The following is a 24,125-nucleotide window of genomic DNA, read 5'->3' as shown; positions in this document are numbered from 1 at the left end:
GTGGCGGAAATGACTTGCGTGCCTAGCGCTGCCAAGGCGCCGTGCCGGGCTGCGGCACAGTCTTGCCGAGCCGTTCGCGCGCGGTGCGTACGATCGATGCATCGAGCTCGCCATCATCGGCCAGCGCCTTCAGCGCCGCGAGCACGATGCTCGCGCGGTCGACCTCGAAGAACGCACGCAGCGCATCGCGCGTGTCGCTGCGGCCGAACCCGTCGGTGCCCAGCGTCACGTAGCGGCGTGGCAGGTACGCACGGATCAGTTCCGGCACAGCGCGCACATAGTCGGTCGCGGCGATCACGGGCCCGCGCGTTGCGGCGAGCGCGGCGGTCACGTACGGCGTTGCGTCGGCATCGTCACCCAGTCGCGTGCGCCGCTCGGCTTCCATCCCGTCACGTTGCAGTTCGGTGAAGCTCGTGACGCTCCACACGGCCGCATCGATTCCCCAGTCGTCCTTCAGCATCCGCTGCGCGGCGAGCACTTCGCCGAGGATCGCGCCCGAGCCGAGCAATTGCACGCGTGCCGTCGCGTTCGAACCGGACGGCAGCCGGTGCATGCCCTTCAGGATGCCTTCGCGCCGCGCGGCCGGATCGTCGTCGGGCATCGACGGCTGCGCATAGTTCTCGTTCATGACGGTCACGTAATAGAACACGTCGCGCTGCTGCTCGACCATCTCGCGCATGCCCGCATCGACGATCGTCGCGACTTCGTATGCGAACGCCGGATCGTACGCGCGGCAGTTCGGGATCGTCGACGCGGCGAGGTGGCTGCTGCCGTCCTGGTGCTGCAACCCCTCGCCGCCGAGCGTCGTGCGCCCGGACGTCGCACCGATCAGGAAACCGCGCGAGCGCTGGTCGGCGGCGGCCCAGATCAGGTCGCCGATGCGCTGGAAGCCGAACATCGAGTAGTAGATGTAGAACGGCAGCATCGGCAGGTCGTGCACGCTGTACGACGTCGCGGCGGCGATCCACGACGAGATCGCGCCCGCTTCCGAAATGCCTTCCTCGAGGATCTGGCCGCGCGTGTCCTCGCGGTAGTAGAGCATCGAGCCGAGGTCTTCCGGCTCGTAGCGCTGGCCGAGCGGCGAGTAGATGCCGACCTGCCGGAACAGGCTGGCCATGCCGAACGTGCGCGCTTCGTCGGCCACGATCGGCACGACGCGCGAGCCGAGGTCGCGATCCTTGATCAACGCGGCGAGCATGCGCACGAGCGCCATCGTCGTCGACATCTCGCGGCCGGCCGCGTCCAGCGCGAATGCTCCCCAGGCCGGCATCGAAGGGACGGTCAGCCCCTTCGATGCCGCTATCCGCCTTCTGGGCAGATAGCCTCCCAGGGCAGCCCGGCGGGCATGCAGGTAACGCATTTCCGGGCTGTCTTCCGCTGGCTTGTAAAACTTCAACTGTTCGACGTCGCTGTCCGACAGCGGCAACCGGAAGCGGTCGCGGAACGCCTTCAGATCGTCGACGTCGAGCTTCTTCTGCTGATGGGTCGTCATCCGGCCCTGGCCGGCCGTGCCCATCCCGTACCCCTTCATCGTCTTCGCGAGGATCACGGTCGGCTGGCCGCGGTGCGCGAGCGCGCTCGCATACGCGGCGTGCAGCTTGCGCGCGTCGTGGCCGCCGCGGCGCAGGCGGTCGATCTCCGCATCGGTGAGTTGCGCGGCGAGCGCTTCGAGCGCAGGGTCCTGGCTGAAAAAGCGCGCGCGGTTGTATGCGCCGTCGTTCGCGGAGAAGGTCTGGAACTGCCCGTCGACCGTATTGGCGAACGCGCGCGCGAGTGCGCCGGCGTGGTCGCGCGCGAACAGCGGATCCCAGTCGGACCCCCACAGCACCTTGATCGTGTTCCAGCCGGCGCCCGCGAACTGCGCTTCGAGTTCGTCGATCACGCGGCCGTTGCCGCGTACCGGGCCGTCGAGCCGCTGCAGGTTGCAGTTGATCACGAACACGAGGTTGTCGAGCCCCTCGCGTGCGGCGAGCGACAGCGCGCCGAGCGATTCGGGTTCGTCCATCTCGCCGTCGCCGAAGAAGCCCCACACGGTGCGGCCCGCGGTGTTCGCGAGGCCGCGATGCTGCAGGTAGCGCATGAAGCGCGCCTGGTAGATCGCGTTGATCGGGCCGATGCCCATCGAGCCGGTCGGGAACTGCCAGAAATCGGGCATCAGCCACGGATGCGGATACGAGCACAGGCCCGGGCCGGCGATTTCGCGGCGGTAATGCTTCAGGTGGTCCTCGGTGAGGAAGCCTTCGAGATACGCGCGCGCATAGACGCCCGGCGACGAATGCGGCTGGAAGTACACGAGATCGCCGCCGGCCGTGCCGGGTGCGTCGCCGGTCGCGGGCGACGCCGCGCGGAAGAAGTGGTTGAAGCCGGTTTCGAACAGGTCGGACGCCGATGCATAGCTCGCGATGTGGCCGCCGAGTTCGCCGTACGCGCGGTTCGCGCGCACGACCATCGCGAGCGCGTTCCAGCGCAACGCGGCGGACAGCCGTTCCTCCAGGTCGAGGTCGCCCGGATACGGCGGCTGCTCGGTGAGCGGAATCGTGTTCAGGTAGCGCGTGACGGGTGTGCGCGGCGACGCGAGGCCGGTCGCGCGCGCATGCTCGGCGAGCCGGTCGAACAGGTATTGCGCGCGGTCGCGGCCGACGTGCGCGACCACCGCGTCGAGCGCCTCGAGCCATTCGGCGGTTTCTTCCGGGTCCGCATCGACGCGCGCGAGGGCCGCGCGCTGCGCGTGTTCGATACCGTTCGACAGATCCGTCATGAGAGTCTCCCGCGCGCCGGCGGCGGCACGCATCAATGGGACTCATGCTACGCGCCGATCCCCAGAATATGCGTCTGATTTCATTGGGAATTTGCCGCCGGATAGTGTAAATATTCCGGAATCGTCGCGAGCAAAGGAATATTCAGACCATGAGCACCTCCCCCAAGCGGCTCGACCGCATCGACATCGGCATCCTGAACCAGCTTCAGCAGAACGCGCGGATCACGAACGCGGAACTGGCGCGCGCGGTGAACCTGTCGACGACGCCGTGCTTCAACCGCGTGCGTGCGCTGGAGAAGCTCGGGCTGTTCCGGCAGCAGGTCACGCTGCTCGATCCCGAGCCGCTCGGGCTGCGGATCAACGTGTTCATCCAGGTCAGCCTCGAGAAGCAGGTCGAGGACGCGCTGCAGCGTTTCGAGGAGGCGATCTCGCAGCGGCCCGAGGTGATGGAGTGCTATTTGATGTCGGGCGATGCCGACTACCTGCTGCGCGTCGTGATGCCCGACATGCGCACGCTCGAGCGCTTCATCATCGAGCGGCTCACAACGATTCCGGGTGTGTCGAACATCCGCTCGAGCTTCGCGCTGAAGCAGGTGCGCTACAAGACCGCGTTGCCGCTGCCGGCGGCGGGGCTGACGCTCGTCGATCCGGACGAGTCGGCGTCGGACTGGAGCTGAGCGCGGCGCCTGCCAGCCGGTCCGTTCGCCGACGCGACGGTGACGAAACGATGACACCCGCCGCGCTGCGCGGCGACGGATCGAACCGGTCGCGTGCCTGCGTCTCGTACGGCAGTCAGCCCGCCTGCGTCGTCGCGACGCGGCGCGAATCAATCGCGTATGCTCGTCCGATCGGTGCCGGCTGCGAACGTACGGCCGGTTCATGCATGTCTCGATCAATCGACGAGTGAGGGCATCATGGCTAGACAGACGATGGCGGAATACCTGGCGAAGACGCTCGCGGCAGCGGGCGTCGAGCGTATCTGGGGCGTGACGGGCGACAGCCTGAACGGGCTGTCGTTCAGCCTGGCCCAGATCGGGTCGATTCGCTGGATGCACACGCGGCACGAGGAAAGCGCCGCGTTCGCAGCCGGCGCGGATGCCGCGTCGACCGGGCGGCTCGCGGTGTGCGCAGGCAGTTGCGGCCCCGGCAACCTGCACCTGATCAACGGGCTGTACGACTGCCACCGCAATCACCAGCCAGTGCTCGCGATCGCCGCGCACATCCCGTCGACCGAAATCGGGCTCGGCTACTTCCAGGAAACCCATCCGCAGGAACTGTTCCGCGAGTGCAGCCACTTCGCGGAGCTCGTGACCAATGCGTCGCAGTTCCCGCGCGTGCTCGCGCGCGCGATGCGCACTGCGATCGAGGAGCGCGGCGTCGCGGTGATCGTGCTGCCGGGCGACATCGCACTCGGCGACGGCCCGGAAGAGGCGCCGGCGTGGAGCGAATCGGCGCCGCCGTCGATCCTGCCGGCCGATGCCGATCTCGACCGGCTCGCGGCATTGCTCGATGCGTCCGACGCGGTCACGCTGCTGTGCGGCAGCGGCACGCAGGGCGCGCACGACGAAGTGGTCGCGCTGGCCGATACGCTCGGCGCGCCGGTCGTGCATGCGCTGCGCGGCAAGCAGTTCGTCGAATGGGATAACCCGTTCGACGTCGGGATGACGGGGCTGATCGGCTTCAGCTCCGGCTATCACGCGATGGAATCGTGCGACACGCTGCTGATGCTCGGCACGGATTTCCCGTACCGGCCGTTCTATCCGTCGAACGCGAAGGTCGCGCAGATCGACTGGAAGGGCTCGCAGCTCGGCCACCGCGCGCCGCTCGCGCTCGGCCTCGTCGGCACCGTGAAGGAAACGATCGCCGCGCTGTTGCCGCGGCTGACGCGCAAGACGCAGCGGCGCTTCCTCGAGAATGCGCTGAAGCATTACGCCGCCGCGCGCAAGGGGCTCGACGATCTCGCGGTGGCCGAGCCGCCGGGCCGTGCGATCCATCCGCAATACCTGACGAAGATCGTCGACGAAGTCGCGGCCGACGACGCGATCTTCACGGCCGACGTCGGCACGCCGACGCTGTGGGCCGCGCGCTACCTGACGATGAACGGCAAGCGGCAACTGCATGGCTCGTTCAATCACGGATCGATGGCGAACGCGATGCCGCAGGCGCTCGGCGCGCAGGGCGCGCATCCGGGGCGGCAGGTGGTGTCGCTGTCCGGCGACGGCGGGCTGTCGATGCTGCTCGGCGATCTGCTGAGCGCGCGCCAGCTCAACCTGCCGATCAAGATCGTCGTGTACAACAACAGCCTGCTCGGCTTCGTGTCGATGGAGCTGAAGGCGGCCGGTTATCTCGATACCAACGTCGACCTGAGCCCGACCGATTTCGCGGCGATCGCGAAGGGCGCGGGCATCTTCAGCGTGCGCGTCGAGCATTCGGAAAACGTCGAGCAGGCATTGCGCACGGCGTTCGCGCACGACGGGCCGGCGGTGGTCGACGTCGTCACGTCGAAGTACGAACTCGCGATGCCGCCGAAGATCGAGCTCGCGCATGCGAAGGGCTTCAGCCTGTTCATGCTGCGCGCGATCTTGAGCGGGCGTGGCGACGAGATCGTCGAGCTGGCGCGAACCAACCTGCGGTGAGGCGGTGCCGCGCGCGACGCGGCGTGCCGTCGTTCCCGATCGGTTACGCTGCTTCGTTCCCGTCGGCGGAGCACTCACGGATGCGGCGGCGCGGGCTATTAGGGACAATCTTCACGTCGCCTTAAGATTGCATTTCCTAGAATCGATTTGATCGTCGCTCTTCCTGCGACGGACCGATTCGTCCAGGAGGATGCACGTGAAAGAGCCCCGTGTCGCCGTAGCCCTGTTCCATGAAGTCATCGGCACGTCGAAGCCGACGGCGCAACCGCTCAAGGCCGGCCAATGATCTGGCCAAACGCGTGGCGTGTCTCGGCACTGTTCGTGCGCGAGTGGGTCGGCCGCCCGGCCGCGGTGGGGGCGTTGTGCCCGAGTTCGCGGCATCTGGCGCGCGAGATGGCCGACGCGGTGCCGGACGGCGGCGGGCTGGTCGTCGAACTCGGCGGCGGCACCGGTGCGATCACCGCGGCGTTGCTCGAACGCGGCGTCGCGCCACGGCGCCTCGTCGTGGTCGAGCGATCGCCGGCGTTCGTGCAGCACCTGCGGCGACGCTTTCCGGATGTGTCGATCGTGTGGGGCGATGCGCGGCAGCTCGAACGGCTGCTGCCGCCCGCCGCGCGGGTCGATGCGATCGTGTCGTGCCTGCCGTTGCGCACGCTGCCGCGCGAGGACGTGACGGCCATCGTCGATCAATGCCGTCGCGTGCTGTCGGCCGACGGCGTGATGATCCAATTCACGTACGACTTGCGCTCGCCCCGCCGTCATCCGTTGGGCGATTCGGCATTTGTTGCCTGCGGCAGCCGTATCGTCTGGGCAAATATTCCGCCTGCGCGCATCGTGACCGTACGCAGCACCGCCGCCGACCACGCCGATTGACGCGGCCGCGCGCAGGGCGCCCGGACACGGCGCCGCGCCGGTTGCTTTCATAAGTCATACCGATCCTTCCAATTCCCATTCATATTGCCGTCACATCAGGTTCCTACCATCGCCTTTCATTTCGAAAGCATCAACACCGGGGGGAACCGGCAACATGAATCGAATCAAAATGGCGGCGCTGCTGTGTGCCGGCGCCTTTGCGCTTGCCGGATGCAACAGCGACGACGGCCCGACCAGCTCGACGCCTGCACCCGTGCAGGCGGCGGCGCGCAACGTGATCTTTTTCCTCGGCGACGGCATGGGGATGACGACGCTGACGGCCGCGCGCATCTATGCGGTCGGTGAAGACGGCGCGCTCACGCTCGACACGCTGCCCGAATCCGCTTTCGTGAAGACCTATTCCAACGATGCGCAGGTGACGGACAGCGCGCCGTCGATGTCGGCGTACATGACCGGCGTCAAGACCAACAACGAAGTGATTTCGATGTCGCCCGACACGAAGGCGATCGAGCCGAGCGCCGGCCTCACCGGCAACTGCGGCGCGAACAACGGCAAATCGGTGTCGACGCTGCTCGAGATCGCGAAGGCGAAGGGGATGGCCACCGGTGTCGTGACGACCACGCGCGTCACGCACGCGACGCCCGCCGCGACGTATGCGCACGTGTGCCATCGCGATGCCGAGAACGACATCGCGGCCCAGCTCGTGCCGGGCGGCGCGGGCTACAACGGCGCGCTCGGCGACGGCGTCGACGTGGTGCTCGGCGGCGGCACGCAATTCTTCGTACCGAAGGACGGCGGCGGCAAGCGCACCGACGGCCGCAACCTGGTCAACGAACTGAAGGCGAAGGGCTACGCGTTCGCGCAGAACCGCGACGACCTGCTGGCCGCCGATGCGACGAAGAGCGGGAAGCTGGTCGGCCTGTTTTCGTCGAGCCACATGAGCTACGACCTCGATCGCGGCGCGACGAAGGAACCGAGCTTGTCCGACATGGCGACGCGCGCGCTCGACGTACTGCAGAACAACCCGAACGGCTATTTCCTGATGGTCGAGGGCGGCCGGATCGATCACGCGCTGCACGACACCAATGCGAAGCGCGCGCTGCAGGACACGGTCGCGTTCGACAACGCGATCAAGGCGACGCTCGACAAGGTGCGCAAGACCGATCCCGACCTGAAGAACACGCTGATCGTCGTCACCGCCGATCACGATCACACGCTGGTGCTGAACGGTTATGCGGCGCGCACCGGCAAGACCGAAGCGGGCAAGCCCGGCGTGCTGGGCGTGCTGCGCAGCTACCAGACGGGCGCGGTCGCGAAGGACGCGGACGGCGCGCCGTACACGATCATCGGCTTCGGCAACGGCGAGAACCGCGTGCAGGGCAGCCGCGCGGGCACCGCGCTCACCGATGCGGTGACGGGCGCCGACGACTATCGCCAGGAAGCGGTCGTGCGGACGGACAAGGGCAGCGAGACGCATGGCGGCACGGATGTGTTCCTCGGTGCGATCGGCCGCGGCGCGGATGCATTCCACGGCGTGATCGAGAACAACAAGGTCTTCGAGCTGGTGCGCAACGCGGTGCAGCTTTGAGCGCCGACCACACGGGTACAGGGGAATACAGGATGTCGACCATCAAGTGCATCGCGGCGGCGTTGGCCGTCGTGGGTTTCGCATGCGGCCCGGCGCACGCCGCCGGCCAGGCGAAGAACGTGATTTTCTTTCTCGGCGACGGCATGGGGCCGACGACCGTGACGGCGAGCCGGATCTACAAGGTCGGCGAGTCGGGGCAACTGACGATGGAGAAGCTGGCCCGCACCGCGCGCGTCAAGACCTTCTCGAACGACGCGCAGACCACCGACAGCGCACCGTCGATGGCCGCGTACATGACCGGCGTGAAGATGAACAACGAAGTGCTGTCGATGTCGTCCGACACGCGCGCGGTCGCGCCGGGCAGCGACGTCAACGGCAACAAGACCGTCAACAACTGCGCGCCGGGCAACGGCCAGCCGGTCGCGACGCTGCTGGAACTGGCGAAGGCGCGTGGTAAGGCAGTTGGTGCGATCACGACGACCGAGCTCACGCATGCGACACCCGCCGCGACCTATTCGCACATCTGCCATCGCGATGCGCAGTTCGACATCGCCGCGCAGGCGGCGCCGGGCGGTGCCGGCTACAACGCGGCGCTCGGCGACGGCGTCGACGTGCTGATGGGCGGCGGCCGCAATCACTGGACGCCGTTCGATCCGGTAGCGAACAAGCGCGGGCGCGCGGACGGGCGCAACCTGCTCGACGAGATGAAGACGAAGGGCTACACGGTCGTGGCCACGAAGGACCAGCTCGCGCAGGCCGGCAACGGCAAGCTGGTCGGTCTATTCAGTTCGACTAGCCATCTCGAATACGAGCTGGATCGCGTCGCGGGCAAGGGCGAAGGGCCGACGCAGCCGAGCCTCGCGGACATGACGTCGAAGGCGATCGACGTGCTGTCGAAGAACTCGAACGGCTATTTCCTGATGGTCGAAGGCGGCCGGATCGATCACGCGCTGCACGGCACCAACGCGAAGCGCGCGCTCGAGGATACGGCGGCATTCGACGAAGCGATCCGCGTCGCGCTGTCGAAGGTCGACCTGTCGAATACGCTGATCGTTGTGACGGCCGACCACGACCACACGATGACGATCAACGGTTATTCGAAGCGCGGCAATCCGATTCTCGACATCAGCCGCAACTATCGCGACGGCCAGCCGAGCAAGGATGCCGACGGCAATACCTATACGACGTTGGTGTTCGGCAATGGCGCGAACCGGCCGAACGTGCGCGCGTCGGTCGATTCGGCCACGGCGATGAACGACGCGTACCTGCAGGAAGTCGGCGTGCGGATGGGCAGCGCGGGCTCGGAGACGCACGGCGGCGGCGACGTGATGCTGTTTGCCGACGGTGCGGATGCGAAGGCGTTCAAGGGCACGATCGACAACACGAAGGTGTTCGGTCTCGTGCGATCGGCGTTCGGTTTCTGAGGCCGGTGACTTCATGATGAACGGAAACCTCCGATGAAACGCCACTTCCTCTGCGCGCTCGCGTGCGGGCTGGCCGCGCTCCCGGCCTTCGCGGCGGCGGACCTCGACGCCGTGCTGCTGCACGAAAGCCGCACGGTGACGGCCGACGGCGTGACGCGCACGACGATGTACCGCGAACGGATGGTTCGGCGCGACGGGCACGTGTGGGTCGAGCGCGTGCTGCCCGTCGCAGCGGCGGGCGGCGGGCATGGCGACGATCACGACCATGACCACGACGTTGGCCGTGTGCGTCCGGATCAGCAGCGCACCGGTGTGCAGCCGGCCGCCGCCCATGCCGGACACAAGCATTTCAACTTTCAGGCAGCGGCGCGACACGTCACCTACGACGGCAAGACGGCGCGCATCGAGTATGTGGACGCGGCGAACCGGACGGTCGTCAGCGTGCCGCCGGCCGAGTACGAAACCACGGGCTTCGACGGCTCGTGGGACAACGCGTACTACGTCACGCCGCCGTCGCAACTGAAGCGGCTCGGAGTGGCGAAGCCCGGTGATGCGCGCGGCACCCGCTGGTACGAGCAGGCGGTCGAGTCGCCCGGTGCGCGCGGCGTGAACCGGATCCTGTGGAGCGAACGGCTGCAGGCGCCGCTGTCGGTCGAATACCGGAGCGCCGACGGCCGCGTCGTGCGCAAGCTGACGCTGACGCAGGCACCGGACGCGCGGCGTGAGCCGTTGCCGTGGCAGGCGCTCGCCGGCTATGCGCACAAGGAATACGCGGACTACCTGGATTGACCGATGCGCGACCGATGACGCGGTCGCGCGGTCGATCGACGTTTCGTAAGCGGGGCTTGCGGTCAGGCCGGCCGGTATCGTCGTGCGATACGGCCGGGCCCTGGCCGGTTTTTTTCTGTCCCGCCGCCGCCCGGCAGGGATTGCCGACGACGCGCTAGAAGCGCGCGCCGTCCGGCACGCGCGCGGCGGGCCGCGACGCGATTCGTTTGATGAAGCGGTCGAGCGGCGTCGCATAGCCGCGCGCGATGACCGCGCTCAAGCCGGCCGACAGCACCAGATACGCGACGAGCAACGCCAGCTTGCCGTCACCATGCGTGGCAGACGGCGGCCAGAATGTGCGCAGTGCGCCGAGCACGATCAGGTGGAACAGATACAGCTCGTAGCTGAGCCGGCCGCTCCAGCGCAGCGGCGCGAGCACGCGGCCGTGCGTGCGTTCGCGTTCGGCATGCGCACCGATCAGCAGCACGCCGGTGCCGAGCGCCATCGCGGATACCCCGATCACATGGCTTTCCGCGATCGGCCACGCGAGATAGAGCGCAGTCATCGCCGCTGAGGCGAGCCATTGCACCGGCGCTGCCGCGAGCACCTGCCAGCGCGCGCGTTCGGCGAGCAACGCTGTGCAGCAGCCGATGGCGATGCCGTCGAAACACGCGAAGTACGCGTAGAGGAACCCGCCTTCGTCACCCGGATGCGCGAAGCGGTACACGGGGCCGATCGCGGCAATCAGCAGCCAGAACGCGAACAGTCGCGAGTCGCGGCGCAAGGCGATGCACAGCAGCGGAAACGACAGGTAGAACACCTCCTCGACCGACAGCGACCACAGCACGCCGAGCGCATAGTTGATCCATCCGTACGTGCCGATCAGCACGTTCATCCAGAACGTGAGCGACGCGAGATTCACGAGCCAGAACGACACGGCGATGCCCTGCGGCGCATGGTTCGTGAAGATCGGCACGCCGGCCGCCGCGAGGCCGTTGACGAGCGCGAGCAGCAGGAGCAGGCACGGGACGATGCGCGCAACGCGCGACACGTAGAACGCGCGCACGTCGAGCGCGCCGAGGCTGCCCCGGCGGCGGCGCGCATTCGACGTGATCAGGTAGCCCGAGATCGCGAAGAACATCGTCACGCCATAGTTGCCGTTGCGCACGATCGCATGGACGGTATCCCAGCCGAGCACGCGCGCGAGCGCCGTGTCGCGCAGCGGATACGCGATGTTGAAGTGATGCAGCAGGACGAGCAGGATCGACACGCCGCGCAGCAGGTCGATTCGCGCACTGCGCGGGCCGGTGCTCATTGCGGCCGGGCTGGCGGTGCAGGCGAACTGCACGCGGTGCCGATGCTTCAAGTGACACTCCTTCGAAGGGGGCGGCACACAGTGTATCGGCGGATCGCGGACTGTCGACCTGTCACGGTTGACGGGGCAGGCTAGCGGCTTCGATCGATTCGGGCGGGCCGGGCACGCGCTGCCGCATCCACGAAAAACCCCGCCGGCAGGCTTGCGCTTGCGGGCGGGCAAAGACACCCCGGCAGACCGGCGCGGGTGTCGCGTGAAGAACGGAGAACCGGGTTGCGTCAGAACTTGTGGCGCAGCGCGAGCCGCACGGCGACCTGGTTCGACGTCGACGACGGCGCGTCGGTGCCGGGGATGAATGCCTGGTCGAGGATCGAGTTGGTCTTGTCGCCGGCGATGTGCTGGTACGCGGCCTGCACGTACACGTCGGTGCGCTTCGACAGGTTGTAGTCGGCCATCAGCCCGACCGAGTGGATCTTCGGCTTCGCGTTGCCGGTCGACGCGTCGTACTTCTCGAGCGACAGCACATACTGCGCGCCGACCATGAACGCCGGCGTGATCTGGTACGAACCGTTCACCTCGAAGTTCTGATACTTGATCGCGCTGACCGTCGCCCCCGGCGCGATGATCGCGCCCGGCGTGCCGAGGTAGCCGTTGCCGGTCGGGTTCTTGTAGTTCGAATTCGTGTACGCGAAGCCGACCGTCGCGGGCCCGAACGTGTAGTTGATGCCCGCGCCGAACACGCGCATGCGCTCGGCGATGTAGCTCGCGTCGTTCGCGGTGATCGCGCCGGCCGAGCCGTTGCCCGGATGGTTCGCCTGCAGGTATGCGGCGCCGATTAGCAGCCCGTTGTTCTGGTATTGCGCGCCGAAGCTGTATGCGCGGTTGTCCGAGAAGCTCGTGCTGTTGCTGAAGCTGTACGCGCCGCCGAACTGGAAGCCGCCGAAGTTCGGGCTCGCGTACTTCACCGTGTTGTCGAGGCGGAACGAGTTGTCGGTGTTGTCGTTGTCGAACGGGTGCGCGAGCAGGTAGCCGCCCCAGTTGCCGTTCGCGGTGGTCGGCGCGAGATAGTCGACCACCGAGTCGTACTGGCGGCCGAACGTCAGCGTGCCGTACTGTGCCTGGCTCAGGCCGACGTATGCCTGGCGGCCGAACATGCGGCCGCCCTGGTTGAGCCGGCCGCTGTTCACGTCGAAGCCGTTCTCGAGCTGGAAGATCGCCTTCATGCCGCCGCCGAGATCCTCGCTGCCCTTCAGGCCCCAGCGGCTGCCTTGCGCGTAGCCGCTTGCCATTTCGTAGACGTGGCCGGTGCCGACGTTGTTCGTGTAGTTCAGGCCTTCGTCGATCACGCCGTACAGCGTGACGCTGCTTTGTGCGAACGCGGGGGACGCGAAGGCGGTCGTTACGGCGAGCGCCGTCAGGGTCTTTTTCATTGAGATCTCCGGGGTATTCAGCTTGTATCGGTTGTCGTGAGCGCGTCCGGCGAGGCGCGTCCCGTCATCCGGGGCGACCCGGCGCAGCACGCGCGGCGCCGGAAACGCGCAAAGCGCGGCGGCGCGGCGACCGGCCGTGTCGGGTCGTGTCTCCTCCGATTGACACCGCGCATTCTTCCGAAGCCGAAACGGAATCGAAAGCGAGTAATTTCGATGGATGGGATCGGGATCGCCAATGGGGGCGCGACGAGCGGTTTCGGCAGCCGGAACGGCGTGCGCGCAGCCATGGTTCAGGGCCGGCCGGGCAGCCGCCGAACGGGGTCGCGACGCAGCCCGCGTCGGGTCATCAACGGCCTCGGTAAATCGGCCGCGAGGCCCGTCCGGCGGGCCTGACGGGGCGCCCGACGATCGATTGGCGCTGCCGATTGCAGTGATCGGAATTACTCGTTTCCCTAAACAAATTGGCGGTTGAAACATGCAGGCTGACCGGACGTGGAGGGATTCACGATTCGCCGGTCGCCGCGCATGCCGCGACGCACAAACAACAGATTCGATTTGGAGACGACCCACCATGCAGATTCGACGACTGAAAACGGTCCTTCTCGCCGCCGCGGCGATCCTGTCCGCGCCCGTGGCCCATGCGGCCGGCGGCGCGTGCGCCGACGGCAAGACGGTCCATTTCGCGGGCATCACGTGGGAGAGCGGGTCGTTCGCGACCGAAGTGCTGCGGCAGATCATGGAGAAGGGCTACGGCTGCAAGACGGACGTCGTGCCGGGCAGCACGGCCGCGACGGAAACGGCGCTCGCGCGCAACGACCTGCAGATCTGGGCCGAGCAGTGGACGGGCCGCAGCGAGATCACCGCGAAGGCCGTCGCGTCGGGCGCCGTGAAGCTGATCGGCGACACGCTGCCGGGCGGCACGACGGAAGGCTGGTTCGTGCCCGAATACGTGGTGAAGGGCGATGCTGCGCGCAACATCAAGCCGGTCGCGCCGGGGCTCGCGTCGATCGACGATCTGCCGAAGTACAAGCAGGTGTTCGCCGACGAGGAGGAACCGGACAAGGGCCGCTTCCTGAACTGCCCGACGGGCTGGGACTGCGAGCGCGTGAACTCGCGCCTGTTGCGCGTGCTGAAGCTCGACCAGTCGTATACGAACTTCCATCCGGGCACGGGCGCGGCGCTCGACGCGGCGATCGCGTCCGCGTACCAGCGCGGCGCGCCGATCGTGTTCTATTACTGGGGCCCGGCCGCGCTGATGGCGAAATACAAGTTCGCCGCGCTGAAGATGCCGGCCTATAACGAAGCATGCTGGAAGACGCTGCGCGACGAGAGCAGCACGCACCAGTGCGCATCGTCGTACATGGTGTCGCGGCTGACGGTCGGCGTGTCGAAGCCGTTCGCCGATGCGAACCCCGATCTCGTCGGCGTGTTCGGCAAGGTGCGCTTCCCGATGGACTTCCTGAACCAGACGATCCTCGAGATGACGACGAAGAAGATCGACGGTGCGGCGATGGCCACGCAGTTCCTGAAGACTCGCCAGGACATGTGGAAGCAGTGGGTGCCGGCCGACGTCGCGCAGAAGATCGCCGGCAGCCTGAAGGGCGCGTAACCTGCGCGCGGCGGCAGGCCCGCGCCCGCCGCCGCCGTCACGCGCCTTTGCGGCGCGACGGAGATTCAACATGAATGGCTTCTTTCTGCACCTGTCGATCGCCGACTGGGTCAACAGCGCGCTCGAGACTTTCGTCGCGCAATACGGCGACAGCTTCCATCACTTCAGCACGATGCTGCTGCGCTACCTGCTCGTGCCGCTCGAAGGCGCGCTGCGCGTGGCGCCGCCGTGGCTCGTGCTGCTGGTCGTCGGCGCGATCGCGTGGAATGCGACGCGCCGCATCGGCCTCGGCGTGCTCTTCATGCTGCTGCTCTATGCGATCGGCTGCTTCGGCCTGTGGGACAAGCTGATGCAGACGCTCGCGCTGATGCTCGTCGCGACGGTGTTGTCGGTCGCGCTCGGCGTGCCGTTGGGCATCCTCGCGTCGCGCAGCGCGTGGCTGCGCCGGATGCTGCTGCCGGTGCTCGACGTGATGCAGACGCTGCCGAGCTTCGTGTACCTGATCCCGGTGCTGATGCTGTTCGGCCTCGGCAAGGTGCCCGCGATCCTCGCGACGATCATCTACGCGCTGCCGCCGCTGATTCGCCTGACCGATCTCGGCATCCGCCAGGTCGATCCGGACGTGACGGAAGCCGCGCGCGCGTTCGGCACGACGCGCTGGCAACTGCTCGTCAACGTGCAGTTGCCGCTGGCACGGCCGAGCATCATGGCCGGCATCAACCAGACGACGATGATGGCGCTGTCGATGGTTGTGATCGCATCGATGATCGGCTCGCGCGGGCTCGGCGAGGACGTGCTCGCGGGCATCCAGACGCTCGACGTCGGCAAGGGCACGCAGGCGGGCCTCGCGATCGTGATCCTCGCGATCGTGATCGACCGGATCAGCCAGGGCTTCGGCCAGGAGCGGCGTGCACGCCGCCGGCTTGCGCAGCAGCGCCGGCAGAAGGGCGCGTCGCGCGTGCCGTACCGGCTGCCGCGCAAGGCGCAGTCGACGGGCGTCGATTCGAATCAGGCGACGCAATCGTCGCGCGCATAGGAACGGAGGCAGACATGGCGACCATCGACGTCAAACACGTGTACAAGCTGTTCGGGCCGCAGGCCGCGCATGCGCGCGTACTCGACCTGCTGCGCGCCGGCAAGCGCAAGGCCGACGTGCTGGCCGAAACGGGCTGCAACGTCGGGCTCAACGACGTGAGCCTCGGCATCGAGTCGGGCGAGATCTTCGTGATCATGGGGCTGTCGGGTTCCGGGAAATCGACGCTCGTGCGGCACTTCAACCGGCTGATCGAGCCGACGGCCGGCGAGATCGTGATCGACGGCAGCGACGTGATCAAGCTCGACGCGCACGGGCTGCGCGAGCTGCGCCGCTACAAGGTCAGCATGGTGTTCCAGAACTTCGGGCTGCTGCCGCACCAGACCGTGCTCGACAACGCCGCGTATGCGCTGCGCACGCGCGGCGAGAAGCGGCACGACGCGGCCGACGCGGCGCGCAACTGGCTGACGAAAGTCGGGCTCGACGGGTACGGCGATCACTATCCGGACGAGTTGTCGGGCGGGATGCGGCAGCGCGTCGGGCTGGCGCGTGCGCTGGCGGCCGACACCGACGTGCTGCTGATGGACGAGGCGTTCTCCGCGCTCGATCCGCTGATCCGCACCGAGATGCAGGATCAACTGCTCGAACTGCAGGCGACGCTTTCGAAGACGATCGTGTTCATCACGCACGACCTCGACGAGGCATTGCGCATCGGCGACCGGATCGCGATCCTGCGTGACGGTACGCTCGTGCAGGTCGGGACGCCGGACGACATCCTGTCGAGGCCGGCGGACGATTATGTGCGGCGGTTCGTGGAGAAGCGGACGAGCATGAACTGAGCCGGCGCGAGAACGGCCAACGAAGCACGGGGCGCCACGCCTGCATGTTGAGCGGCAGCCGGCGGGCGCCCGCACACGGTTGAACCGCCGGCGGCGCGTGGGTTCCGTGCGGTGCATCGCAGCGGAATGTGCGTCGCCATTCCTTCGCGCCTGCCGGCCGGCATCCTCGTTCCGGCCGATAATCCGACCCGCGCACGCCAACGCTCGCCGCCAACAGGATCCAAAGAAAAAGCGTCCTATCACAGTCGAAACATTTCTGAATGGCGCTCCATGCGGGTTTTTAACGCCTTGGCGGAATGAATCCGCGCGCGTCCTTGCCGGGCGTGCGTTTGCGATCGAGATCGAATATCCGGCGCCTCGGGCATACCCGAATGCACCCCTACTTCAGCCTCAAAAGTGAAACATTCCGCGCTTGCCGGGTCCGCCTTGGGCCGATCGGGCAAGCGACTGAATACAAAGGGGAAATCCACCCACACATCACAGATGTCCCGGCGCCGTGCCGATCGACACGTTTCAGACTTGAAACATAAATCGCATGCCGGAATCGGGCGGGGCGGGCCATGTCGCATGAAGCATCCAACGGTTTCTTTGTAGTCAGGCCGCTGGCAGGACTGGCATCGCCGATGCGTGTTGTCGTCCGGATTGGTGCAGTCGGCCAAGCCGTTCCTCGTTACTTCAGGAGGATTTCATGCGCAAAACTTTATTGGCGTCAGCTGCACTCCTCGCCTTAGGATGCAGTGGCTACGCGATGGCGAATCCATGCAGCAGCGATACCAGTTCGACATGCAGCCAGAAAGCCGATGACGGATCGAACACCCTCAGCAACGCAGTCAGCTCAAGCCAGACCAGCAGCACCGGGTCCAATGCAAATGAAGTTTCGCCCGGCGCGAGTGTCTATCAGGATTCGTACAACAGCACCAAGATCGTCGCGATCAGCAAACTCGACGGGTACGTGAGCAATGTCCAGGTCTGGGGCATCGGCAACAACGCGACCAACTCGGGTAGCGCGGCAGGCGGAAGCGGCGGCCGGGGCGGCAATGGGTATGGCCGCGGCGGCACGGGAGGTAACGGCGGCGGAGGCGGCGCGGGCGGTGCCGGCGGGAGCGGCGGCAGCGCGCATAACGGCAGCGCCACGGCAGGCAACGCCAGCAATGGCAGCGCGACGGCCGGCACCGGCAACGGCGGCGGCGGCGGAGCCGGCGGTTCACCTGTCGCCAGCGGCGGGGGTGGCGGCAATGCCACTGCGAGCGGCGGCTATGGCTCCGGCAAGGGCGGCGGCGCCATCTCGGCTTCGGTCGGCGTAGGCGGCTCCGGCACGGGCAGTGGCACGGGCTGGGGCGGCGGCGCCGGCACAGCCGATCCCGGTTCCGCGTGGGCCAGGAATCATGGCAGCGGAAGCGCGTCGGCATCGGCCGGCAGCGGCACCGGCACCGGGACGGGTACCGGCAGTGGCTCGGGTAGCGGCACAGGCGGCGCAGGGTCGGCGGGTACGTCGACCGCTTCGGGCGGATCGGGCTCGGGCACCGGCGGCTCGGGTGCGGCGGCGGGCGGCAATGGCGGCGCGGCGACGGCCGCTGCGGGCAACGGCGGTGCCGGCGGTGCGGGCACGGGCGGCAGCGCGGCGAACGGTGGCGCGACGACGACGGCCAGCAACGGCAGCGCAACCGCGGGTAGCGGCGCGGTGGGCGCGATGGGCGGCGCGGGCGGCGCAGGCGGCACCGGCAACGGCGGCACCGGTAACGGCGCGGTCGGCGGCACGGGTGGCGCAGGCGGAGCCAATGCGGTCAACGCGGGGACGTTCAACATGTCCAACGCGATGGCGAGCGTCGGCCAGACCGCGGCGGGCATCATGGTCGCCAACCAGAACAGCGGCATGGCGTCGCTCGTTCAGCAGGCTGTGACCGTGCAGGCGAACCTGTCTGTAGGACGTTAGAACGGCCGGTTGGTCCTGGCGAGCCGGATGCATCGACGCGGGCGCAGGCGAGCCCGCGGCTTGCATTCCATCGCCGCTGGACAGGACTGCCGGCGAGGGCGGGATGGCCGGATGGCCGTCTCGCTCTCGTTGGCACAGGCCGGGCCGATTTCCGTCGATCGACGGTCACGCGGATTCCGCTCCCGGTGCGTCGGGTTCGAGCCGACTCGCGCAGGGACCAAGGAGACAGTCATGCGAATCCGAACGGCACTTTCGCTGGTGATATTGCCTGCGGCGCTGCTGCCGGGCCTGACGGCCCATGCCACGGCAGACGGGTCGCAAACCGTTGCGGCGGAGGCAGCCGTCGGCGTTGCGCCGGCAGCCGCCCCTTCCCCACCCGCCGCACGCGCGGATCAGGCCGATCCGGCCGCGGCCGTCGCCCCCCCTGCGACAGCTATACCTTCTGCGACCGGCGCCGCGACCGCGCAAGCGGGCAGCTTCGGCGTCGCGATGTCGCCCGACCAGCTCGACGAGCATCGGGGCGGCGATGCGCTGATCGGCCAGAACTATCTGACCGGCGCGGTGACCGACAACGTGGCGAACCGGGTGTCGACCGGCTCGAACTCGATCACCGACGGCTCGTTCGCCAATGCGAGCGGCCTGCCGACGGTCATCCAGAATACCGGCGCCAACGTGCTGATTCAGAACGCGACGGTGCTCAACGTGCGCTTCGGGAACTGAGCGATGAGACAGGTCGCCGCAGCGTGCATCGCGGCGCTCGCGTGCGCGTTATCCGGCCCGGTTGCACAGGCGGATGAGATGACGGTCGTCGATCCGGCGGGCGCCGGTTATGCGATGCACGTCACGAGTCTCAAGGAGGCGCGCTTCAAGCGCACCATCAAGCAGCAGTTCGATTTCAGCTGCGGGTCGGCTGCCGTCGCGACGCTGCTGACTTATCAGTACGACTATCCGATGACCGAGCAGACCGCCTTCGCCCAGATGTGGGAGAACGGCAATCAGGAGAAGATCCGCCGGCAGGGCTTCTCGCTGCTCGACATCCGGCGTTTTCTCGACGCGCACGGCTTCGTCGCGGACGGCTTCGAGCTGCCGTTGCAGACGCTCGCGAAGACGCACACGCCGGCGATCGTGTTGATCACCGAGCACGGCTATCACCATTTCGTGGTCGTGAAGGGGTTGCGTGACGGGCGTGTGCTCGTCGGCGATCCGGCCACCGGTACGCGGCCGATGTCGCTGGCGAGTTTCGAGCAGAAGTGGGAAGACCATGTGATTTTCGTGATCCACAACCGGCCCGAGCTGGCGGTGTTCAACGATCCGCGTGACTGGCGCGTCGCGCCCAGCGCGCCGCTCTACACCGGCATCGCCCGCGACGGCCTGTACAACGTCGTGATGCCGAAGCACGGCCCGAGCGACTTTTGAGGACCGTCATGAGACCCGAGACCAGGAAGATCGCCGGCATCGCCGCGATGGTGTGCGGCGGGGTGGCGTCCGTGAGTGCGGCGGCGATACAGGGCGACGCGCCGGCCGCGACCGTCGAGCCTGTCGCGCAGACGAGCGGCGTCGTGCCGGCATCCGGCACGAATGCGGGCGCCGACACGGCGCCTGCGGAATCGCGGGCCGGGGGCGCGCCGATCCTGCGTGCCGCGCCGCTCGCGATGGCGGAGGGCGCGGCCGGGCCGCCGGCCTCGGAACCGGGCAGCGCGCAAGAACGGAACTGGCCGGCAACCGGCGCGATCGCGCTCAGCGACGCGCGCCTCGATGCGATGCGCGGCGGCTTCGATATGCCGGGCGGCCTGAAGGTTTCGTTCGGTGTGTCGCGTGTCGCGTTCGTGAATGGCAATCTGGTCACGACGACCAACTTCAACATCCCGGACATCAGTCATATCACTGCGCAACAGGCGCAGGCGCTGGCGGCCGCGAACGCAGGCGCGCTGATCCAGGTTGGCGCCGGCAACGCCGCGCAGCCCGCCGCGCTGCCGGCGCTGACCGGCGCGGTGATCCAGAACACGTTGAGCAACCAGCAAATCCAGGCGGTGACGACGATCAACACGACCGTCAACACACTGTCGACGTTCAAGAACCTGAACGTGATGTCGACGCTGAACAATGCGCTGATCGGCGCGTTGCCGGGACGATGAAGGGGCGATGAAGGATCGGTGAGCGACCGATGAATGGCAGGTGAACGTGCAGATGAGCGGGCAACGGCACGCCGGGGCCGGCGTGCGTCGCGCGGCCCGCCTTCGGCGCCGTCCGGCGATCAGAATGCAATCGGCACGCGCAGCGTCATGACCACGTCCGGCGTGTCGCGCGTGAGGCCGGCGCCGATCGAAAGATTCAGCGTGGTCTTCGGCGACAGCCGGTACGAGTAACCGAGGAGCAGCGAGCCGAGGATCACGCGCACCGAGCTCGGTACCGTCTGGCCGTTCTGTTTCGTGGGCAGCACGATGCTCTGGTCGTAGCCGAGGCTCACCGACGCTTTCTCGTTCAGCGCGAGGCCCATGCCGACATTGAAGCCCCAGATGTCGCCGGGCTGCAGTTTGCCGATGAAGTCCTTCTGCCCGTCGCGAATCGTGAGGCTGAGATTGTCGCGGCTGAAGCTGTGCAGATAGCTCAAGTTGCCGAAGAACACCACCGGGTCCGACGGAAAGAGCCACGTGAGGCCCGGCTGGATCGCGTAGAAGCCGGAGCCCGTCGGCTGCTCGAGCGGCAGGCCGGTGCCGGTGGCATTGCCGACGCAGCGCGTGACGCAGTCGGTGACCACGTCGAACGGGCTCTTGCCGGTGGCGGTCTTGAAGCGCAGCCAGCCGATGTAATAGAACTTGTCGGGGCCGCCGGTATTGAACTGGTAGCGCAGCGTCATCTCGACGTCGCCGAGGCCCTTGCCGTGGCTGTTGAACGCGTTGTCCTGGGCGGTACCGGTGAAGATCTCGCGGCTGATCGTGTCGTTCGTCGAGTACACATAGGGGACGCGGACTTCGACTTCCATCCGGTTGGTGATCCCGTAGCGCACCGCGACCGCGCCCGTCAGCGTGGTCGTCTTGACTTCCCGTACGTCGACCAGGCCGATCAGCAGCGCCGGGATGATCGTGTAGCCGACGAGTGCGACGCGGTTCGACGACGAATAGTTGAACTGGAACGACGGCTCGACGACGAACTTGTTCTTCGGCGTCAGCACGCCGGGCTGATCGAAGATCGGCGCGACGGGCGGCGGTGCGGTGTCCGCCACCGGCGCCTGGCCGACCGGCCGGCTCGGCGGCGCGGCGGCCCCGGCCGCGGATTGCACGTTGCCGGGGGCGTTGCCTGCCGTGTCGGGTGCGCCGCCCGGGGTGCCGGTATCGGCCTGCGGCGCTGCGTCGCCGGGGCCGCCGGCGTCACCGGGGCCTGCACCGCGCCGGGCCGCGAGTTCCCGGTTGTCCAGCGCCCGGCTCAGGCGCGAGAGATTGGCTTCTTCGTCGGCCAGTTTGCGCTTGAGCGCGCTCAGTTCCTGCAGATGGTGATCGACTTCCTGGCGCAGTGCGGAAATGTTCTCCTGCGTCGACTGGGCGTCCAGCGACTGCGCCTGCGTTTGGGCCTGAAAGAGCAGCACGCTTGCATAGCTGATGGCATGGATGCAGCGAAATGGCATGCGTTTCACGGTGCGTCTCCACGATCGGGCCTGCGGTTCCCCCGGCGCACACCGACGGCAAGCCGGCGCGCGCGTGGCCCCGGATCGCTTCGCTTCGCGTCACGTCACGCGAGCGCTGAACGCGCGTCACATCGCATGTGAGCCAAAGGATGTTGCTCCGGCGCATCGATGTGCGTGATCGAACGCAATGAAACTTCGGCAGCGAGGCCGCGCGCCGACACCCGATTGTCAATGTGCACAACGTCACCACAACGTCACGTCCTGCCGGCCGAACGATGCGGCGACAGACCTCACGAGGCTAGTGCAGGCCGGCGTCGAAAGCCAACCAGACAAACCCTTGCTCGCGTATGGCGGACACGGACGACACGGCGACACCTGTTTCGCGAGGACTTCCGTCAAAACCGAATGCATGTTTCGAGCCTGTGCGTACGGGCCGCGCGGCGTGTCCATGGCGGTGTTTTCCCGTGTGCCGGCGGGCATTGTTCTGACCAGACGATGCATGGGGCCGGCCGCCGTCGCCGGAGACGCGATCGCGCGGAAATCGCGCGTTCCGTTCCCTCCGCGTGGCGCGTCGATTCCGCTGGAAACGGTTCGCGCCAGGGTTCGCGCGAGCGTCGGGCCGTCGCGTCAGTGCGGGACGGTTTCGCGGGTGCGCATCCGCGCGCCGGCGGTTTCCGCGCGTTGCGCGTCCGCCAGAATCAGGTCCGCGCCTTTCTCTGCGACCATCATCGTCGGTGCGTTGATATTGCCCGATGTGATGTTCGGGAACACCGACGCGTCGACGATCCGCAGCGCCTGCAACCCGTGCACGCGCAACGACGCATCGACGACCGACGTCGCCGCATCGGGCCCCATCGCGCACGAGCCGCACAGGTGGTAGATCGAACCCGACTGCTCGCGGAAGTACTGCAGCATCGCTTCGTCGGAGTCGACCTGCGGCCCCGGCGAGATTTCCTCGACGGTCATCGACTTCAGCGCCGGCGCGCGCATCAGCGCACGGATCACCTTGCTGCCCTGCACGGCTTCATCGAGATCCTTCTGCGTGGTCAGCGCGTTGATGCGGATCTTCGCGGCATCTTCCGCGCGGTTCGACGCGATCTCGATCGTGCCGCGGCTCGTCGGCCGGCACGGGTTGAACGCGATCAGGAATCCCGAATACGGCTCGGGCTTGATGCTCGCGCGGTCGCTCTTCGGAATCCGGTACGACAGCGGGTTGAAGTAGAGCTGCAGGTTCGGCTCGCGCGCATCGTCCGTGCCGCGGAAGAAGCCGCCGGCCTGGTTCACGCTCATCGCAAGCGGGCCGCGTTTCGTCAGCAGGTAGCGCAACCCGATCTTCATCTTGCCGAGCAGCGTGCCCATTTCGTCGTTCAGCGTCGGCCGGTTTGCCTTGAAGTAGAAGCTCACGCACAGGTGGTCCTGCAGGTTGCGGCCCACGGCCGGCAGCGCATGCACGAGCGGTACGCGCTGGCGTGCGAGCAGCGCCGGATCGCCGACGCCCGACAGTTGCAGCAGCTTCGGCGTATCGACCGCGCCGGCCGCGAGAATCACCTCGCGCGCGGCGACGAGCGTTTCGTCGCCGTTTGCGCCGGCCACGACCACGCCGGTCGCGCGCGTGCCGTCGAACGTCACGCGCCGCACCAGCACGCCCGAGCGCAGTGTGAGGTTCGCGCGGCCCAGCGCGGGCCGCAGGTACGCGAAGCTGCTCGAACAGCGTTCGCCGTTTTTCGTGTTCAGGTCGTAGATGCCCGCGCCTTCGAACTGCGCGCCGTTGAAGTCGTCGGTGCGCGGCAGGTTCAGTTGCGCGCAACCCTTCAGGAACGCGTGGACGATCGGATGCACGTTGGCCTTCATCGACGTGATGTGGATCGGCCCCGTCGAACCGTGATGCTGCGGGTCGGTCGCGCCGGCCGCGTGGGTTTCGAGCTTGCGGAAGTACGGCAGCACGTCGTCGTATGCCCAGCCCGGATTGCCGGCGTTCGCCCAGTCGTCGTAGTCGCTGCGCTGGCCGCGCACGTAGACCATCGCGTTGATCGAGCCCGATCCGCCGACCACCTTGCCGCGCGGGCAGTACAGCTTGCGCTCGGCGAGCTGCGCCTCGGGCTCGCTGTAGTACATCCAGTTGTAGCGGCGGTTGTAGTAGGTCTTCGTGAAGCCGACCGGCACCTTGAACCAGAACGACGCGTCGCGTTCACCCGCTTCGAGCAGCAGCACCGAGTGCCGGCCCGATTCGCTCAGGCGGTTCGCGAGGATGCAGCCGGCCGAGCCCGCGCCGACGATGATGTAGTCGTAAGTCATGG

General features: G+C 67.4%; 18 protein-coding genes. 13 read left to right on the top strand and 5 right to left on the bottom strand.

Going from position 1 to position 24,125, the window contains the following annotated elements; translation table 11 throughout:
- Positions 1-22 precede the first annotated feature (22 nt).
- On the bottom strand, positions 23-2,758 hold the full coding sequence (gene mdeB, locus R9B84_RS33050) for an alpha-ketoglutarate dehydrogenase (RefSeq protein WP_423761624.1): 2,736 nt from the start codon (positions 2,756-2,758) through the stop codon (positions 23-25).
- Between the two features lie 149 nt (positions 2,759-2,907).
- Here mdeB and R9B84_RS33045 point away from each other — a divergent pair, with 149 nt between their 5' ends.
- The 6 genes from R9B84_RS33045 to R9B84_RS33020 all read left to right on the top strand — a co-directional run bounded on the left by R9B84_RS33045 (position 2,908) and on the right by R9B84_RS33020 (position 10,068).
- Positions 2,908-3,435 (top strand): Lrp/AsnC family transcriptional regulator, encoded by a 528-nt coding sequence (locus R9B84_RS33045; protein ID WP_047901851.1) that lies wholly within the window; start codon positions 2,908-2,910, stop codon positions 3,433-3,435.
- A 237-nt stretch (positions 3,436-3,672) separates the two neighbouring features.
- Entirely contained in the window at positions 3,673-5,394 is a 1,722-nt protein-coding gene (gene poxB / locus R9B84_RS33040) for a ubiquinone-dependent pyruvate dehydrogenase (RefSeq protein WP_423761623.1), read from the top strand.
- Positions 5,395-5,676: 282 nt separating this feature from the next.
- Positions 5,677-6,267, top strand: a complete 591-nt coding sequence (locus tag R9B84_RS33035; protein ID WP_423761622.1) for a class I SAM-dependent methyltransferase — start codon at positions 5,677-5,679, stop codon at positions 6,265-6,267.
- A gap of 154 nt (positions 6,268-6,421) precedes the next feature.
- Positions 6,422-7,855: an alkaline phosphatase gene (locus tag R9B84_RS33030; protein ID WP_423761621.1), complete on the top strand. Its 1,434-nt coding sequence runs from the start codon at positions 6,422-6,424 to the stop codon at positions 7,853-7,855.
- A gap of 32 nt (positions 7,856-7,887) precedes the next feature.
- A complete protein-coding gene (locus R9B84_RS33025) occupies positions 7,888-9,279 on the top strand; it encodes an alkaline phosphatase (RefSeq protein ID WP_423761620.1) in 1,392 nt (463 codons plus the stop codon).
- 33 nt (positions 9,280-9,312) lie between these two features.
- The gene (locus R9B84_RS33020) at positions 9,313-10,068 is read left to right on the top strand and encodes a hypothetical protein (RefSeq protein WP_423761619.1); all 756 of its coding nucleotides are present in this window, start codon (positions 9,313-9,315) and stop codon (positions 10,066-10,068) included.
- 154 nt (positions 10,069-10,222) lie between these two features.
- Here R9B84_RS33020 and R9B84_RS33015 read toward each other — a convergent pair whose 3' ends face one another.
- Positions 10,223-11,362, bottom strand: coding sequence for an acyltransferase family protein (locus R9B84_RS33015; RefSeq protein WP_423763531.1), 1,140 nt, complete (start codon positions 11,360-11,362; stop codon positions 10,223-10,225).
- Positions 11,363-11,640: 278 nt separating this feature from the next.
- Positions 11,641-12,792, bottom strand: a complete 1,152-nt coding sequence (locus R9B84_RS33010) for a porin (protein ID WP_423761618.1) — start codon at positions 12,790-12,792, stop codon at positions 11,641-11,643.
- Between the two features lie 571 nt (positions 12,793-13,363).
- On the opposite strand from R9B84_RS33010, the gene R9B84_RS33005 reads away from it, so the two are divergent.
- The 7 genes from R9B84_RS33005 (at position 13,364) to R9B84_RS32975 (ending at position 20,341) form a co-directional block, all read left to right on the top strand.
- A complete protein-coding gene (locus R9B84_RS33005; RefSeq protein ID WP_423761617.1) occupies positions 13,364-14,401 on the top strand; it encodes an ABC transporter substrate-binding protein in 1,038 nt (345 codons plus the stop codon).
- Between the two features lie 70 nt (positions 14,402-14,471).
- The gene (locus R9B84_RS33000) at positions 14,472-15,437 is read left to right on the top strand and encodes an ABC transporter permease (protein ID WP_423761616.1); all 966 of its coding nucleotides are present in this window, start codon (positions 14,472-14,474) and stop codon (positions 15,435-15,437) included.
- Positions 15,438-15,451: 14 nt separating this feature from the next.
- Positions 15,452-16,273, top strand: a complete 822-nt coding sequence (locus R9B84_RS32995; RefSeq protein ID WP_096475285.1) for a quaternary amine ABC transporter ATP-binding protein — start codon at positions 15,452-15,454, stop codon at positions 16,271-16,273.
- Positions 16,274-16,961: 688 nt separating this feature from the next.
- Complete coding sequence (locus R9B84_RS32990; RefSeq protein ID WP_423761615.1) at positions 16,962-18,206, top strand: hypothetical protein; 1,245 nt, start codon at positions 16,962-16,964, stop codon at positions 18,204-18,206.
- Between the two features lie 231 nt (positions 18,207-18,437).
- Positions 18,438-18,926 carry a hypothetical protein gene (locus tag R9B84_RS32985; protein WP_423761614.1) on the top strand — a complete coding sequence of 163 codons (489 nt, stop codon included), beginning with the start codon at positions 18,438-18,440 and terminating at the stop codon, positions 18,924-18,926.
- Between the two features lie 3 nt (positions 18,927-18,929).
- Complete coding sequence (locus R9B84_RS32980; RefSeq protein WP_338640834.1) at positions 18,930-19,622, top strand: C39 family peptidase; 693 nt, start codon at positions 18,930-18,932, stop codon at positions 19,620-19,622.
- A gap of 8 nt (positions 19,623-19,630) precedes the next feature.
- Positions 19,631-20,341: a hypothetical protein gene (locus R9B84_RS32975; protein WP_423761613.1), complete on the top strand. Its 711-nt coding sequence runs from the start codon at positions 19,631-19,633 to the stop codon at positions 20,339-20,341.
- Positions 20,342-20,460: 119 nt separating this feature from the next.
- Here R9B84_RS32975 and R9B84_RS32970 read toward each other — a convergent pair whose 3' ends face one another.
- Together R9B84_RS32970 and R9B84_RS32965 are read right to left on the bottom strand one after the other, a co-directional pair.
- On the bottom strand, positions 20,461-21,837 hold the full coding sequence (locus R9B84_RS32970; RefSeq protein WP_423761612.1) for an acetate kinase: 1,377 nt from the start codon (positions 21,835-21,837) through the stop codon (positions 20,461-20,463).
- A gap of 618 nt (positions 21,838-22,455) precedes the next feature.
- Complete coding sequence (locus R9B84_RS32965; protein WP_423761611.1) at positions 22,456-24,123, bottom strand: GMC family oxidoreductase; 1,668 nt, start codon at positions 24,121-24,123, stop codon at positions 22,456-22,458.
- Between the last annotated feature and the right edge of the window lie 2 nt (positions 24,124-24,125).

The sequence above is a fragment of the Burkholderia sp. NLJ2 genome, from assembly GCF_049487195.1.
Taxonomy (GTDB): Bacteria; Pseudomonadota; Gammaproteobacteria; order Burkholderiales; family Burkholderiaceae; genus Burkholderia; species Burkholderia pyrrocinia.
Note: the sequence above shows the minus strand (reverse complement) of the source record. Positions and strands in the feature narration are given on the sequence as shown.